Source organism: Dactylosporangium cerinum (assembly GCF_042653625.1).
GTDB classification, from domain to species: Bacteria; Actinomycetota; Actinomycetes; order Mycobacteriales; family Micromonosporaceae; genus Dactylosporangium; species Dactylosporangium cerinum.
On record NZ_JBHSIU010000018.1, the window covers coordinates 261,659 to 275,603 of the forward strand.

Sequence of the window (13,945 nt, forward strand, 5' to 3'; positions counted from 1 at the left end):
GATGACGAAATCGTCACTTCCGAGCGTACCGTCAGTCAAGCGTCTCTGACGATTTCGTCATTCCTGAAGGTCACGATACGATTGCAGACGGACACCGACCTGCAGAGGAGCACGCATGGCCCAGCAGACCAGCGACGCGCCGAACCGTCTGGAACGGCGCAAGGCCAGCACGCGGGCCGCACTGGTGCGTGCAGCCCAGACCTTCATCGCCGCCGGGAGGCTCAACGCCCCGATCCTCGAGCTCACACAAGCCGCGGACGTGGGCATGGGCTCGTTCTACAACCACTTCAACAGCAGAGAACAGCTCTTCGACGCCGCCGTGGAGGACGCCCTCGAGCGCCACGGCGCCCTGCTCGACGAGCTGACGCAGGATCTGGACGACCCGGCCCATGTTTTCGCCCAGAGCTTCCGCCTGACCGGGCGCCTCCACCGCCGCAGTCCCGAGCTCAGCAGGGTCCTGCTCACCGACGGCCTGGCCCTCGCCACTTCCGACAAGGGACTCGCGCCGCGAGCCCGTCGCGACATCACCGACGGCGTCCGCACCGGACGCTTCAGCGTGCGCGACCCGGAGCTGGCCATGGTCATCGTGGCCGGCGCCGCGCTGTGCCTCGGCCAGCTGCTACACGACCAGCCCGAGCGGGACGACGCCGAAGCCACCGATCAGGTCACCGAGGACCTGCTGCGCATGCTCGGCCTCCCCGGCGACCAGGCCCACGAGATCTGCCAGCGGCCGCTGCCCGACCTCGCGTGACGGGGCACCGCGCCGGGTTGCGCACCGAGACGCATTCGGCTACGACGGCGGCGACCGCCTGCCCGGCGGCAACCGACCAGGAGTGCGCGTTCCGCGACCCAGCAATCGCGTTGTTCAAAGAAGTCGCGGAAGACCTGCGCCGACCGCCGCGCCGGCCCGACCGTGCGAGTGCCGAGAACCTCATCCGTGCAGCCCAGCGTGCGTATGGCAGGTTGATGATGGTGCTCAGCGCCGGCAGGTGTTGAACGCGTTCAACGCGCTTTGGGCACAAACTTGAATGCGTTCAATTCCGGCTGCGCAGCGGCGCTCGTTCAAGCTCCCAGGTCGCCAGAAGCATAGACCGGCCGAGTAAAGGGGTCCGAGCCAGAATCCCTGCGGCTACGCCGCCCCAGCCTGATTGCCGAACCGACCGGCAACGACCTTCCGCAGTACCTCAAGCGCCTGCTGGGCGTTGTCAGGCCCACCGGAGCCGTCCGCTCCCTGACGTAGAACGCCAGCGCCTCCCGGATGACATCGGAGCGCCGCGCCTGCTGCGCGTCTGCCAGACCGTCCAACTCCTCAACCATCGCAACTGGCGGCCGGATGCTGATCATCGGCATCGGTCCGTCCACGGCCTCGCGTACTGCGCGGGTGGCGCATGCCTCGCCGTGAAGGCGTTGACGCCGTCCGCGTACGCCTGCAGGTTGTCCCGGACCGGCGGCGACTGGGCCGGCAGGCCGCGCGCCGCCGCGCGCCGCAACCCGATCGTGTGCATCTGCACATCGCTCGGGATCGCCGACGCGCCGAGCAGTTCGGCGAGCGTGCCGGACGTCTGGCGGCGGGTCACGTCCATCTGGAACAGGCGGTCGTCCGCGTGTACTGCTGGACGCCAGCTATCGCCGCACTGCCGGCAAACGCCGAGTGGCCGCCCTCGACGCTCGCCCCCAGCACGCTGAGCCAGCCACACTCCATGACTATGTGGTGCGGCGCGTAGCCGGTGCGACCTTCTACTCCCCCCACCCAATCGGTGGGTCAAAGAGCAATAATCCGATATTGCAGCGCCTTCTCCAGCACCTCGACGTCGGTCAGGCGCGGATTCTCGAAGAACAGATAGCTCCAGACGTGGGGGCACCCGGTCAGGCGCTTCAGCCCCTCCACCTTCGGCATCGCCAACCCTTCAGGGGCCATCAGATCCCGAGCCTCGGCGATGAGCCGCAGCGCACGAGCGCGGTTGTCAGGATCCAACCTCCGACCGCCGCTATCCATTCCCATTTCCATGCCGACCCCGCGGGGCGGGCCGGGGCGGTGGGGCTGGCGGGATCCGGGCGATTTCCAGGGGTTTGCGGCCCGCGGGGTGACGCAACTGTGCAAGCTTGCCTACATGCCAGGTCGTGCCCGTGCCGTGCGGGGCGGGTTGCGGCACGCAGGTGGCACGCTCACCGGTACGCGCGAGTCACGGAAGGAGCGCCGACGGCCAGCATGGCGCCGCCATTAGCGGATGAAGACGAGCGGGGACAGCGGGGGCCACTGCTTGGCCGCGGGATGCTACTGCTCTTCATAGCTCTGGTCGGCTGTTTCACCGCTTGGGGCATAGCGCAGGACCTGACCACGCCGATGGTGGCGGGCTTCAAGCGCATCTTCGAGATGAGCACCTTCCAGGCGTCGCTCGTCCAGTTGGCGTACTTCGGCGCATACTTCCTGTTAGCGCTCCCTGCGGCCCTTATCAACCAGCGCTTCGGCTACAAGACGGGAATCCTTACCGGACTGGGGCTGGCGGCGCTGGGTGCCTTCCTCTTCTATCCGGCGAGCAAGATCATGACGTACGAGGCGTTCCTAGTGGCCTTGTTTGCGATGGCCGCCGGCTGCTCGATCCTGGAGACCTCCGCGAACCCGTTCGTCATGTCGCTCGGCCCGGAAGAGACGGCGACCCGGCGGCTGAACTTCGCCCAGGCATTCAATCCGGTGGGGACGAACATCGGTGTGCTGCTAGCTTCGACGCTCATCCTGCCCAAACTCGCGGACCCGGTGGACATCTCGTCGCTGAGCCCGGCCCAGCTGCACGTCATCCGCGCTGGCGAGCTCGGCGCCGTCATGGGCCCTTATCTGGGGCTGGCCTTCCTCCTGTTAGTCATCGCCGTCGCCATCGCGATTCAGAAGGCGCCGCCGATCGTCGAGGAGTTCCCTGATGCCGGCCCGCACACCGGCGGCACCGGCCACCTCTTCGGCGTGCTGTGGCGCAGCAAGCGGTACCGCTTCGGGGTCATCGCCCAGTTTGCGAACGTCGCGGCTCAGGTGTGCACCTGGACGTTCCTGATCCAGTATGTGCAGCAGGCACAGGGCGGCAGCCTGCAGAAGGGCGGCGCCTACCTTCAGGTCAGCTTGCTCGTCTTCCTTGGATCACGCTTCCTGATGACGTGGGTGATCGGTCGCGTGCGCGCCACCAAGGTGCTCGCCGTGCTGGCCTTGCTGGCGGTGGTGCTCTGCGTGTTCGCGATATTGAATCCCAACCTCGCCGGGGTCCTCGCCGTGGTCGCGCTGTCCTTCTGCCTGTCGCTCATGTTCCCGACGATCTACGGCGTTGCCCTCAAAGGGCTCGGGCCAGCGACCAAGTTCGGCGCCGCCGGCCTCGTGATGGCGATCGTGGGCGGCGCGATCATGCCGCTGGTACAGGGCAAGCTCGTGGACAAGACGAGCGCGGCGATCTCCTTTGTCGTCCCAGCGGCCTGCTTCGCCGTCGTCGGGCTCTACGCCCTCTACGACCTCAGGGCCGCGCCCGGTTCCGTCCGCGGAAGCACTGAGTCGAGCCAGCCCGGGGACGCCGGGCCGAGCACCGTCACCGGGGGCGCGGCATGAAACACCCGCTGCCAATCTCACGCCGCGAGGACCAGGTGTTGTTGTCAGTCGGCGGTGTGGACCTGCTCGTCGTACGTGACGCCGAGGCGCAGGCAGTCCCAGCGGATTTCCAGCCAACGGTTGCCGAGGGCGCGCAGGGCGGCGTGGTGGCTGCCGCCGGCGGCGACCTTGACGTCGTAGAAGGTGACCGGGCGGTGTCGGCATTGCAGTGCGTTGGGCGTGGTGAACTGCACTGCGGCGCCCAGGTCGCCGTCGGCGATGTCGATCGCGGCGGGGAGCATCGGTACCTCCTTCCAACTCGCCGGTCAGGGTCGGTGGAGGCACGGCGCCGTGCTGATGGACCAGTCCTCACAGGACAACACCCTCGAAGGCGTCAGACCCCCACCGGTCATCTCGGAGGACGCCGTCTCATGTCAGTCGTCCTGGGACAAGCCGCGAAAGCGTTCCTCGGAGGCTCCCGATGACGAAGGAAGGCAATGCCGTCAGCCGCCGGCGCCGCGCAGTCGCGGCAGTCGCGGCAGTCGCGGTCATGGTGCTCGCCGTGGCCGGCTGCGGCGCGCAGAAGCCGACGAGCGCCACGACGGACACCAAGCAGCTCGAGGTCGTGTCGTGGTGGACCTCGGGGTCGGAGGCCGCCGCATTGAACGTCCTCTTGTCCGCCATGCACCAGACGAATCCGAATGTCGACGTCGTCAACGCCGCGGTCACAGGCGGCGCCGGGTCACAGGCGGTCGTGGCACTGGCGAAGCAGCTACAGGATGGCAACCCACCCGACGTCTGGCAGACCTTCGCGGGCAAGTCCGTGCAAGGCTACGCCGACCGCGGCGTCATCCGTGACGTCACGTCGGTCTTCACCGGAAGTGACCTCCACGCGACAATGCAGCCGACCATCCTGCGTTCGCTCATGCACGGCGGCAAGCCGTATGGGGTGCCGACGGGTGCCCATCGCAGCAACATGCTGTGGCTCAACGCCGAGCTACTCCACCGAGCCGGCGTCCCGCTGCCCTCCGGCGACTACACCCTCGCCGTCTTCCTGGACGGCCTGCAGAAGGTCAAGGCGTCCGGGGCCACCCCCCTGTGTCTCGGCGGCAAGGACCGGTTCACCACCGTCGAGCTGTTCGAGAACGTGCTACTCAGCACGATCGGGGTGAAGGGCTGGCAGGACATGGCCGGCGACCGCCTCAATTGGCGCAGCGCGCAGGTGCGGGCGGCGCTGCGGACCTTCGGCGACATCCTCGCCTACGCTGATCCCGAGGCCGGGACGTTGACCTGGGACGCGGCGACAAAGAAGCTCGCCACCGGTGGTTGCGCCTTCGAGTCCCTGAACGACTCGGCGTACGGCGAGCTGGTCGCCGACGGCGCGCAGGAGGGCAAGGACTTCGCAGCTGTGGCGTTTCCCGGCACCGGCGACAGCTTCCTCGCGGTTGTCGACGTCTTCGTGGCCGCGACCAGGGCCAAGAACGCCAAGAACGCCCTTGCCTTCCTCAGCGACATCAGCAAGCCGGCGACCCAGATTCCGTTCAGCAAGGCGAAGGGGTCGGTACCGGTGCTCCGGAACATCGATATTTCGTCCCTGTCCGACTACCAGCAGGATGCCTCGAAGAGCCTCTGGGGCTCATCGGTGCTGCTTTCGGTCGCCCACGGCGAGGCCATGAGCCCGGAGTTCCAGGAGGGCTTCTATGACGCCGTGTCGACCTACGTGCGTACCCGCGATCCGGACGCCTTCGCCCGGGATCTCGAAAACGCGGTCACCAAGGACAAGATTCCGCCACGCTGACGCGGCGCCAGGCATGGACGGTAGGCGCGCCGAGGTGGTTCGGTTACGCTGCCTGCGAATATTCGTTGATGCCGCCGAGGATCGGGTGTCGTTGGACCCGGGCGGTGGTGAGGTCGACGACCTGTGGTGGCGGGTTCGGTGGTCGTTGGTCGAGTGATCGGTGTGGCCTGTCGGACGAAACCACCACGTACCACGACGCGGCGGCAGTGTTGCGAGGAGTCCCCTCGAACACCCGGCGCGGCCCAGCTGCCGAATCTGTCCGTGACAGACCCGGCAGCTGGCCCTCAGGCGCGGATCGCGTCGAGGGCCTTCTTCAGCGCCTTCGGCTCGGTGGGGGTCGTCGGCGCGTCCGGGCGCAGCTCCTGCATCCGGGCGCCGATCTCCTGCAGCTGGGCACGGCCGAGGCCGTCACGGACCTTCGGGAACCACTCCTGCTCCTCCTCGTCGATGTGGTGCGAGACGCTCTCGATGAGGACGGTGACCTTCGCGTCGAAGTGCTCGTCGTCCGGGGTCATCGTGGCGAGCTCCATGCACAGCACGTCGGCGACATGGTGCTCCTCGTAGGACTCGAGGATGTCGTCGTCCAGGTCCGGCAGGAGGCGTCGGACCTCCGGGTACATGACCTCGTTCTCGAGGTACGTGTGCACGGTCAGCTCGGACAGGATCTGCGTGACGATCCGCGCCTTCTTCGCCGCCGGACCGTCCTGCGCGGCCTGGAACTCCTTGAACAGCCGCTTGACATTCTTGTGGTCTTCCTTGAGCACGACGATGGCGTCGGTGGACATCGGCCTTGCCTCTCCGCTACGAAACTGACGGGACACTGCACGGCTACCCCGGCGGTACACCGGCAAACGCCTGGTGGCGCCGGATAGCCCGGCCGAATGCAACAGGTCGGACGGCAGGACGGTCCTCGCCCTCGAAGTCTTCCTGGCGGTAAGGTCGGGTTTGGTCCTGGTCGGGTCCGCCTCGGTCTCCTCGCCCCAGCGGTGCATGTGGATCTTGGTGCCGTCGTCGACGGCCTCCTTGCCGGCGTCGGCGACCTTGTTGGTCCCGGCGAGCGCCCCCTCGCCGGGACGCTCGAGGAAACACCGGGACACAGCCAGGGGCCAACGTCGACGAGTACGACTGCACGGGTGCTGGTGTCCGACGAACGACACGCCCGTGCCGTGGTCGCCGAGTACGAACGCCACTTCAACGGCCACCGGCCACGATCAGCATCCGCCCAACCACAACCCAGATGTAGTCGTCGCCATCGACACACCTGTTCGACGGCGACGAGTCCTCGGCGGCGTGATCAACCAACACCAACGAGCGGCCGTCAACGCCAACGGCACCATCACCGGGGTCCAGTCCGGGCTGTGCCTGGACGCCGGCGCCCTCGCCACCGCCAATGGCACGAAAAGCCAGCTCTGGTCCTGCACCGGCGCCGCCAACCAGCAGTGGAGCCTGCGCACCTGACACCGTGTGCGACTCAGGCACCGATCCGGAGGTCGAAGCCGACCAGCCTCGACCCCCGGGTTCTGCCGTGCTCGCGATTCGTTCTGGACCCGAACCTCCAAGCTCTGCAGGACCGCCTGACTCATCTGGGCCGGTCGGCGAGCTCGTCGAGGTGCTGATGTGCGAACTGGACGGCGGCGGCGCCTTCGCCGACGGCCGCTGCCACGCGTTTCGTTGATCCGTGGCGAACGTCGCCGGCGGCGAACACGCCCGGGATGCTGGTCTCCATCGGCAGCGGGCAGCGGGCCGGGGGCCAGCCGCGGGGTGGCTGACGGTTGGGGTCGAGGTCCGGTCCGGTGAGCAGGTAGCCGGCCGGGTCGCGGGCGAGTGCAGCGGGGAGCCAGTCGGTGCATGGATGGGCGCCGATGAGGATGAACAGGGCCGATGCGGCAGCCTGTTCGGTGCGGCAGGTCGCCGCGTCGTGCAGCTGGAGCTGTTCCAGCCGCCCGGCGCCGGTGGCACGGGTGATGTGGGTGTTGGTGCGGACGGTGATGTTGCGCTGGTGAGCGATCTGCTCGACCAGGTAGGTCGACATGGTCGAGGACAGGGTTTCCCCCCGGGCGACGATCGTGACCTGTTCGGCGTACCGCGCCAGGTGCAGTGCGGCCTGGCCGGCGGAGTTGCCGGCGCCGACGATGTACACGGGTTGGCCGCGGGTGGCGGGTGCTTCGCAGAGGGCCGCGCCGTAGAACACGCCGGCGCCGAGCAGGTCCTCGACGCCGGGTGCGCGCAACCGGCGGTACCGCACGCCGGTGCTGAGCACGGTGGCGTCGCTGGTCACCTCGCTGCCGCCGGCGAGCGTGATGAGCTGTCGGCGGTCGCGTACGTCGAGTCCGACCGCGCGGTCGAAGACGAGTTCGGCGCCGAACAGCAGCGCTTGGCCGCGGGCGAGCATGGTGAGCCCCCGGCCGCCGACCCCGTACGGAAAGCCCAGATAGTTGCGGATCATGGAGGTGGTGCCGGCTTGCCCGCCAGTGGTCAGTGGCTCCAGCACCAGGGTGTGCAGCCCTTCCGAGGCGCTGGACAAAGCGGCCGACAGGCCCGCCGGGCCGCCACCGATGACGGTCATGTCATAGTGGTCGGCCTCGGGCCGGGCGTGAAAACCCATTGCTTCGGCGATCTGCGGGACCGACGGGTCGGCCTGGACCCGCCCGTCGAAGTACACGCACACTGGCACCTGTTGCCCGTCGTGGCCGGCCAGTTCCAGCAGGTGCCGGCCCTCGGGTGAGTCGGGTGGGAACGATTGGACCGGCACGGCGTTGCGGTAGAGCAGGTCCAGCAGTTCGTGGGTGCGCGGCGCGCCGGGTTCGGCGACGATCCGCATCGCGCTGACGCCCGGCTGTTCGGTCGCCTGCACCCAGTTGTCGAGCAGGACGCCGATGCGGGGGTACAGCCAGTGGTCGGCCGGGTCCCACGGCCTGACCAGGATCATGTCAATCCGCCCGAGCGCCATCCCGCGGAAGATCGCCTGTTCGGCCGGGCGGTCGAAAACCGGTGCGATCAGCGCACGCCCGGCGAACGGGTGCAGCCGGTGTGCCCGTACCAGGAACGCTTCGCCGCTCATCTTCGGCATCCGATGCTCCGCGATGACGGCGGCGACGTGTTCGTCACGGTCGCGCAGCGTTTCCAGCACGGACAGTGCCCGCGCGGGCACGGTCTCCGCGACGATCCGGTAGTCGGCGCCGAACCGCCGGTCCAGCGCCTGCCGCAGCGCGTCGAGGTCCTTCTGATCGTCGCCGACCATGAACAGCACCGGCGGACCCGCCCCGTTCATCGCGCACCGCCTCCCCGCGTATCACGGTGGAGGTGCCGTACTACCCGCAGCGCCGTCCGACAATCCTGATCGGTCCCACGGTGGCTCACCCATCTCGGGTGAGGTGGTGGTACGAGACGCCACCCTACCGTTCGCCCCATGAGGCTGGTGGTCGATCTGACCCGCTGCCAGGGGTACGGACAATGTGCGTTCGCCGCGCCCGAGGTGTTCCGGATGCCCGGCGATGAGGCGCTGCTGTACGAGCCGAACCCTGGCGAGGAACAGCGGGAGAAAGTGCTGCGGGCCGCGGCCGCCTGCCCGGTACGAGCGATCGTGCTCGACTATCAGGCGCAGCCAGCTGACACGCGGGCGCGCGAGGCCGCCGCCGGGGCCGAGCGGATTGTCGTCGTCGGTGCGTCGCTGGCCGGGCTACGCGCCGCGGACACCCTTCGCCGTGAAGGGTTCACCGGGTCGCTGACGCTGATCGGGGAGGAACCCTACGAGCCGTACGATCGAATCCCGCTGTCCAAACACGTGCTGACCGGGTGGGTGCCGGCGCAACATACGGCGCTGCCGCGCAGCGACGCACTGGAGGCCCACTGGCTGCTGGGGCAGCCAGCCGTCGGGCTGGACCGGCACACCAAGCGCGTGCTGCTCGCCGACGGCTCGCAAGTGGCCTTCGACCGGCTGTTGATCGCCACCGGGGCACGAGCCCGGCCATGGCCCAACGCCGACGAGGCGGCGCTGGACGGCGTGCACACGGTGCGCGGCCGCGACGACGCTGCCGCGCTGCGGCAGCGGCTGGCCGCCGGCCCGGGGCACGTGCTGGTCATCGGCGCTGGGTTCATCGGCAGCGAGGTCGCCTCCGACTGCCGGGGGCTGGGCCTTCCCGTCACCGTCGTCGACCGGGGGCCGGCACCGCTGGCCGGGGCGTTGGGCGCCGCAGTGGGCCGGGTCGCGGCCGAGCTGCAGCGCGATGCGGGCGTCGATCTGCGCTGCGGGGTCTCGGTCCATGCGCTGGAGGGCGACGCCAGCGGTCGCCTCCGCCGGGCGCGGCTGTCGGACGGCAGCACCCTCGACGTCGATGTGGCCGTGGCAGCGCTGGGTGGCAAACGCAACGTCGAGTGGCTCGCCGGTTCGGGCCTGGCGGCCGGGCACTGGGGGGTCGCCTGCGACGCGGGGTGCCGCGCGTTCGACGTCAACGGCCTGGTCACCGACGACATCTTCGTGGCCGGCGACGTGGCACGGTTTCCGCACCCGGTCTACGACTACCAGTTCATGGCCATGGAGCACTGGGGTAACGCCGTCGATCAGGCCGAGATCGCGGCGCACAACATGATCAGCGCCGGGCCGGACCTGTGGCCGCACGTCGCGCTGCCGGTGTTCTGGTCGACCCAGTTCGGCGTCGAGATCAAGTCGATCGGGGTGCCCACGTACGCCGACGAGGTCGTCATTACGCAGGGGTCGACCGCCCAGCGCCGGTTCGTTGCCGTCTACGGCCGTCAGGGTCGGATCACCGCCGCGGTCAGCTTCGACCACGGGATGTGGCTGGAGTTCTACGGTCGCCTCATCGAGCAGGCCGCACCGTTCCCGCCCCGGCTGCGTACCGTCGACCAGCCGGCGACGCGGCAACCGGTGCCGGCCGAGGTGCGGTCGGAGCCGTCCGCGCACGCCACTGTAGTGCTCACCGGCCACCGACCCAGCCAGCGCCGCGCCGTGCTCGTGCACGGCGGCTGAGCCTGGTTTGTCCACCGGCGGAAGGGAAACGCGTCAATGGCCACTGTCTTCGAGCAGATCCTGGACTATGCCAACCGGGCTGACCCCTACCCGCTCTACCGGCAGCTGCGCACCACCCCGGTCGTGCGCGAGGCCGACGGCAGCTATGTGGTCAGCCGGTACCGGGACATCGTCGCCCTGCTGCATGACCCCCGGACCAGTTCGCGGGATGTGGTGACGCTGGGAGGCTTCATCTCCACGGATCCGCCGGAGCACGACCAGCTGCGACGGGTCATGAACCGGCATTACGGCCCGCCTGACACGCCTGGGCGGATCGACCGCATGGCCCCGGATCTGCTCGATATCGTGTCCGGACTGATCGACCGCTGGTCCGGCCGGACCGAGGTCGATCTGGTGGACGACTTCGCGTACCCGCTTCCGGTGACCGCGATCTGCCGGCTGCTCGGTGTGCCCGTGGAAGACGAGCCCCGGTTCCACGCCTGGGCCGACGCCATCGTCGAAGGCATCGGCCCGCAGGCCTCCCCCGAGGCGCACCTCCACGCCGGTGACGCCTCCGCCGAAATGGGCCGGTACTTCGCCGCGCTGCTCGACGCCCACCAGCAGATGCCGGGCGGTGACCTGCTCTCGGCGATCGTCACCGACGACCGCACGAGGAACGCGATGTCGCGGGCAGAGCTGCTGACCACCGCCTCCCTGTTGCTGGTCGCCGGGCACGAGACCACGGTCAACCTCATCACCAACGGCATGCTGACCCTGCTGCGGTACCCCGAGTTGCTCGACCGGATCCGCCGGGAACCCGACTTCGTCATCCCGATCGTCGAGGAACTGCTGCGCTACGAACCGCCTGTGCACATGCTGGTGCGAAAGGCGCTGGACGACATCGACATCGCCGACACCACGATCGCGGCCGGCGCCACGATCCGGCTCGTCCTGGCCTCCGGTAGCCGGGACCCCGACCACGTGCGTGATCCCGACCGCTTCGAGCCGGACCGGCACAACCTGCAGAGCATGGGCTTCAGCCCGGAAGAGAGCCAGCACCTGGGCTTCGGCGGTGGGGTCCACCACTGCTTCGGCGCCCCGCTGGCCCGGCTGGAAACCCAGATCGCGCTCACCGAGCTGGCCCGGCGGCTGGAAAATCCGCGACTGCTCGCCGACCCGCCACCGTACCGGCTCAACCCGGTGCTACGCGGCCCACGACACCTACCCATCCAGTTCGACCGCGTCCGGGCCTGACGGCGCAGCGTGGAGATTCGCGCACCCGCTCCCGGTGACGGCGATCTGCCGGCTGCTCGGCATGCCGTTGGAGGACGAGCCCCGGTTCCACGTCTGGGCCACGCCGTTGTCGAGGGCCCCGGCCAGCAAGCCCAGGAGGTCGAAGATGCACGTCGGCACGCCGATGATGCCTTTGCCGAGATGGGTCAGCACTTCGCCCCATTGATCGATGCGGAGAAATTCGAGTCTCCCGTCGGTCGGCGCGAGCGTGGCGATCAGCCCGATCAGGTACGACGAGACAAGAAGGAATCCGCAAGATCGCTCCGTACGCAGTGGATCGGGTCATAGGATGCAGACAGGGCGCGGCCGGTGCGGCGGATTGCGTCGGCGGGGATCCGGGGCCAGCGTCCTTGTGCTGTTGCACGACGGCACAGGACAGCTCGTCGTTTGGCAGCACCCACGCCGCCGACGGTGTTGCCGCACGTCACCGCGGCGTACCGCCCAAGGGTCGGTGGTCAACGGCGGCTGACATCCACAAGCGAGACTGCGTACCGAGGCACGATCAGACGGACTGACCACTGTGGGCTAGCGTTGCCTGAGTGAACATGTGAGGCGGGTGGCCGCCCTGCGGCGAGGCGAACCGGCCGTGGGTGTGCGCGCCACCGCTGAGGCCCGGGCCGGAGCCGACTCGGTCATGATGGGACATGATGGGAACTGCGCCGGAGCGGGACCCGGACGAGCTGCGGTGGCTCGCCGACGAGCATGCTGCGCTCCGGCGGCTCACGACGCTCATCGCACAGGGATCGCCGCCGGCGTCAGTATTTGCGGTGGTTGCCGAGGAGGTGGGCCGGTTACTGGCTGCCGAGGCCACGGTTGTAGCGCGGTATGACTCCGATAGCGCTGTGGCGATCGGTTCGTGGAGCAGGACGAGTGATCTGCTTGCGACAGGCGTCCGAATGCCACTCAACGGCCGGAACGTGGTCACGCGCGTGTTCGAGACACGGCGACCGGCGCGGATCGACAGATTCTCGGCTCACGACTCCGGCGCCGCAACAGCCACTATGCATGGCCCACGGATGCGGTCGGCCGTCGGCGCGCCGATCACCGTCGAAGGGCGCCTCTGGGGAATGCTGGCCGTGTGGTCGCCACGCGAAGCAGCATTCCCCGCCGGCACGGAAGACCGCCTGGCAGATTTCGCCGAGCTGACCTCGACCGCGATCGCCAACGCCGAAGCGCGGAACAACCTTCGTCGGGTCGCCGACGAGCAGGGCGCCTTGCGACAGGTGGCGACGCTCATCGCCAGCGGGGCGGCGTCGGATCTGGTGTTCGCCGCGGTGGCCGAGGAGGTCGGCGCGCTCTTCAACTCCGACGTCACCGTCATATTGCGGTTCGAGCCGGACGGAGAGGCGTCGGTGATGGGCGGCCACGGGTTCGCGTACATTGAACCCGGAGTACGCCGGAAGCTGGACTGTCGCCACGCCCAGACCTTGATTCGGGAGACTGGCCGCGCTGCCCGCTTCGACATCGACGACCTGACATCGACGAGCCTGCCCGACACCGTCCGGGCAGAAGGAGTCTGCTCCGCGGTCGACGTCCCGATCTGGGTCGAGGGTCGCATCTGGGGCACGATCGGCGTCGCGTCGCGAAGTGACCGGCTACCCTCGGACACCGAGCAGCGGATGCTCGAGTACACCGGCCTCATCGCACAGGCGATCGCGAACGCCGAGGCACGCAGCGAACTGGCGGAGTCGCGCGCGCGTCTCGTCGCCAGCGCCGACAACACGCGCCGACGGATCGAGCGGGACCTGCACGACGGAGCCCAGCAAAGGCTGGTCTCCCTGGGGCTGCAGGTGCGTGCGGCGCAGGCCGAGTTCAGTGCGGAGCTCGAAAACATCGCCGCCGGGCTGACCGGCGCGCTGGACGACCTGCGCGAGATCGCGCGCGGAATCCACCCGGCGATCCTCACCCAAAGTGGCCTCGCTCCCGCGCTCAAGGCGCTCGCTCGCCGTTCATCCCTCCCGGTGGAACTGGACGTGCGGACACCGGCGCGACTGCCTGAGCCGGTCGAGGTCACCGCCTACTACGTCGTCGCCGAGGCGCTGACGAACGTGGCCAAGCACGCGCGAGCCTCCACCGCCACGGTCACCCTCGAGACCACCGACGAAGTCCTGCGCATTTCGGTCCGCGACGACGGTATCGGCGGCGCGAACCTCACCGGCGGCACCGGTCTCATCGGCCTCAAAGACCGCGTGGACCCGCTCGGCGGCCGGATCTCACTAGACAGCCCACCCGGCGCGGGGACCACCCTGCGGGCGGAGCTCCCGCTCACCGACACCAACGGCGTCACTGCACGGTGATCACGGGGTGGGGCCCACTGACCATCCAA

At 68.8% G+C, this 13,945-nt stretch carries 14 protein-coding genes; 7 read left to right on the forward strand and 7 right to left on the reverse strand.

Annotated elements, in window-relative coordinates:
- Positions 1-115: 115 nt before the first annotated feature.
- Complete coding sequence (locus tag ACFPIJ_RS16770; protein WP_380115916.1) at positions 116-751, forward strand: TetR/AcrR family transcriptional regulator; 636 nt, start codon at positions 116-118, stop codon at positions 749-751.
- 311 nt (positions 752-1,062) lie between these two features.
- On the opposite strand, the gene ACFPIJ_RS16775 is transcribed toward ACFPIJ_RS16770, so the two are convergent.
- Genes ACFPIJ_RS16775 through ACFPIJ_RS16785 form a run of 3 tightly spaced genes read right to left on the reverse strand, consistent with a single transcriptional unit; the run spans position 1,063 to position 1,975 of the window.
- Positions 1,063-1,350, reverse strand: coding sequence for a ribbon-helix-helix domain-containing protein (locus ACFPIJ_RS16775; RefSeq protein WP_380115917.1), 288 nt, complete (start codon positions 1,348-1,350; stop codon positions 1,063-1,065).
- The gene (locus tag ACFPIJ_RS16780) at positions 1,341-1,862 is read right to left on the reverse strand and encodes a penicillin acylase family protein (RefSeq protein ID WP_380115919.1); all 522 of its coding nucleotides are present in this window, start codon (positions 1,860-1,862) and stop codon (positions 1,341-1,343) included. Before ACFPIJ_RS16780 ends, ACFPIJ_RS16775 begins: the two co-directional genes overlap by 10 nt.
- The gene (locus tag ACFPIJ_RS16785) at positions 1,763-1,975 is read right to left on the reverse strand and encodes a hypothetical protein (RefSeq protein WP_380115921.1); all 213 of its coding nucleotides are present in this window, start codon (positions 1,973-1,975) and stop codon (positions 1,763-1,765) included. Before ACFPIJ_RS16785 ends, ACFPIJ_RS16780 begins: the two co-directional genes overlap by 100 nt.
- Before the next feature lie 234 nt (positions 1,976-2,209).
- On the opposite strand from ACFPIJ_RS16785, the gene fucP reads away from it, so the two are divergent.
- The gene (gene fucP / locus ACFPIJ_RS16790) at positions 2,210-3,583 is read left to right on the forward strand and encodes an L-fucose:H+ symporter permease (RefSeq protein WP_380115923.1); all 1,374 of its coding nucleotides are present in this window, start codon (positions 2,210-2,212) and stop codon (positions 3,581-3,583) included.
- A gap of 44 nt (positions 3,584-3,627) precedes the next feature.
- Here fucP and ACFPIJ_RS16795 read toward each other — a convergent pair whose 3' ends face one another.
- Positions 3,628-3,864: a hypothetical protein gene (locus tag ACFPIJ_RS16795; protein WP_380115924.1), complete on the reverse strand. Its 237-nt coding sequence runs from the start codon at positions 3,862-3,864 to the stop codon at positions 3,628-3,630.
- 179 nt (positions 3,865-4,043) lie between these two features.
- Here ACFPIJ_RS16795 and ACFPIJ_RS16800 point away from each other — a divergent pair, with 179 nt between their 5' ends.
- Positions 4,044-5,360 carry an ABC transporter substrate-binding protein gene (locus ACFPIJ_RS16800; protein WP_380115925.1) on the forward strand — a complete coding sequence of 439 codons (1,317 nt, stop codon included), beginning with the start codon at positions 4,044-4,046 and terminating at the stop codon, positions 5,358-5,360.
- Positions 5,361-5,644: 284 nt separating this feature from the next.
- On the opposite strand, the gene ACFPIJ_RS16805 is transcribed toward ACFPIJ_RS16800, so the two are convergent.
- Positions 5,645-6,145, reverse strand: a complete 501-nt coding sequence (locus tag ACFPIJ_RS16805; protein ID WP_380115927.1) for a hemerythrin domain-containing protein — start codon at positions 6,143-6,145, stop codon at positions 5,645-5,647.
- A gap of 505 nt (positions 6,146-6,650) precedes the next feature.
- On the opposite strand from ACFPIJ_RS16805, the gene ACFPIJ_RS16810 reads away from it, so the two are divergent.
- Positions 6,651-6,818 (forward strand): ricin-type beta-trefoil lectin domain protein, encoded by a 168-nt coding sequence (locus ACFPIJ_RS16810; protein WP_380115929.1) that lies wholly within the window; start codon positions 6,651-6,653, stop codon positions 6,816-6,818.
- 121 nt (positions 6,819-6,939) lie between these two features.
- Here the strand turns inward: ACFPIJ_RS16810 and ACFPIJ_RS16815 are convergent, their stop codons facing one another.
- Positions 6,940-8,631 carry an NAD(P)/FAD-dependent oxidoreductase gene (locus ACFPIJ_RS16815; protein WP_380115930.1) on the reverse strand — a complete coding sequence of 564 codons (1,692 nt, stop codon included), beginning with the start codon at positions 8,629-8,631 and terminating at the stop codon, positions 6,940-6,942.
- Positions 8,632-8,769: 138 nt separating this feature from the next.
- On the opposite strand from ACFPIJ_RS16815, the gene ACFPIJ_RS16820 reads away from it, so the two are divergent.
- Together ACFPIJ_RS16820 and ACFPIJ_RS16825 are read left to right on the forward strand one after the other, a co-directional pair.
- Positions 8,770-10,347, forward strand: coding sequence for an FAD-dependent oxidoreductase (locus ACFPIJ_RS16820; RefSeq protein WP_380115931.1), 1,578 nt, complete (start codon positions 8,770-8,772; stop codon positions 10,345-10,347).
- Positions 10,348-10,383: 36 nt separating this feature from the next.
- On the forward strand, positions 10,384-11,580 hold the full coding sequence (locus tag ACFPIJ_RS16825) for a cytochrome P450 (protein WP_380115932.1): 1,197 nt from the start codon (positions 10,384-10,386) through the stop codon (positions 11,578-11,580).
- On the opposite strand, the gene ACFPIJ_RS16830 is transcribed toward ACFPIJ_RS16825, so the two are convergent.
- Positions 11,548-11,772 carry a hypothetical protein gene (locus ACFPIJ_RS16830; protein WP_380115934.1) on the reverse strand — a complete coding sequence of 75 codons (225 nt, stop codon included), beginning with the start codon at positions 11,770-11,772 and terminating at the stop codon, positions 11,548-11,550. The genes ACFPIJ_RS16825 and ACFPIJ_RS16830 overlap by 33 nt on opposite strands.
- A gap of 494 nt (positions 11,773-12,266) precedes the next feature.
- Between ACFPIJ_RS16830 and ACFPIJ_RS16835 the strand changes: the two genes are divergently transcribed.
- A complete protein-coding gene (locus tag ACFPIJ_RS16835) occupies positions 12,267-13,916 on the forward strand; it encodes a sensor histidine kinase (protein ID WP_380115935.1) in 1,650 nt (549 codons plus the stop codon).
- The last annotated feature ends 29 nt before the right edge of the window (positions 13,917-13,945 follow it).

Coding starts and splice junctions, on each gene's coding strand:
- ACFPIJ_RS16820 (WP_380115931.1), top strand. CDS start 8,770: ATGAGGCTGGTGGTCGATCTGACCCGCTGCCAGGGGTACGGACAATGT.
- ACFPIJ_RS16795 (WP_380115924.1), bottom strand. CDS start 3,864: ATGCTCCCCGCCGCGATCGACATCGCCGACGGCGACCTGGGCGCCGCA.
- ACFPIJ_RS16825 (WP_380115932.1), top strand. CDS start 10,384: ATGGCCACTGTCTTCGAGCAGATCCTGGACTATGCCAACCGGGCTGAC.
- ACFPIJ_RS16770 (WP_380115916.1), top strand. CDS start 116: ATGGCCCAGCAGACCAGCGACGCGCCGAACCGTCTGGAACGGCGCAAG.
- ACFPIJ_RS16805 (WP_380115927.1), bottom strand. CDS start 6,145: ATGTCCACCGACGCCATCGTCGTGCTCAAGGAAGACCACAAGAATGTC.
- ACFPIJ_RS16775 (WP_380115917.1), bottom strand. CDS start 1,350: ATGCCGATGATCAGCATCCGGCCGCCAGTTGCGATGGTTGAGGAGTTG.
- fucP (WP_380115923.1), top strand. CDS start 2,210: ATGGCGCCGCCATTAGCGGATGAAGACGAGCGGGGACAGCGGGGGCCA.
- ACFPIJ_RS16800 (WP_380115925.1), top strand. CDS start 4,044: ATGACGAAGGAAGGCAATGCCGTCAGCCGCCGGCGCCGCGCAGTCGCG.
- ACFPIJ_RS16835 (WP_380115935.1), top strand. CDS start 12,267: ATGGGAACTGCGCCGGAGCGGGACCCGGACGAGCTGCGGTGGCTCGCC.
- ACFPIJ_RS16815 (WP_380115930.1), bottom strand. CDS start 8,631: ATGAACGGGGCGGGTCCGCCGGTGCTGTTCATGGTCGGCGACGATCAG.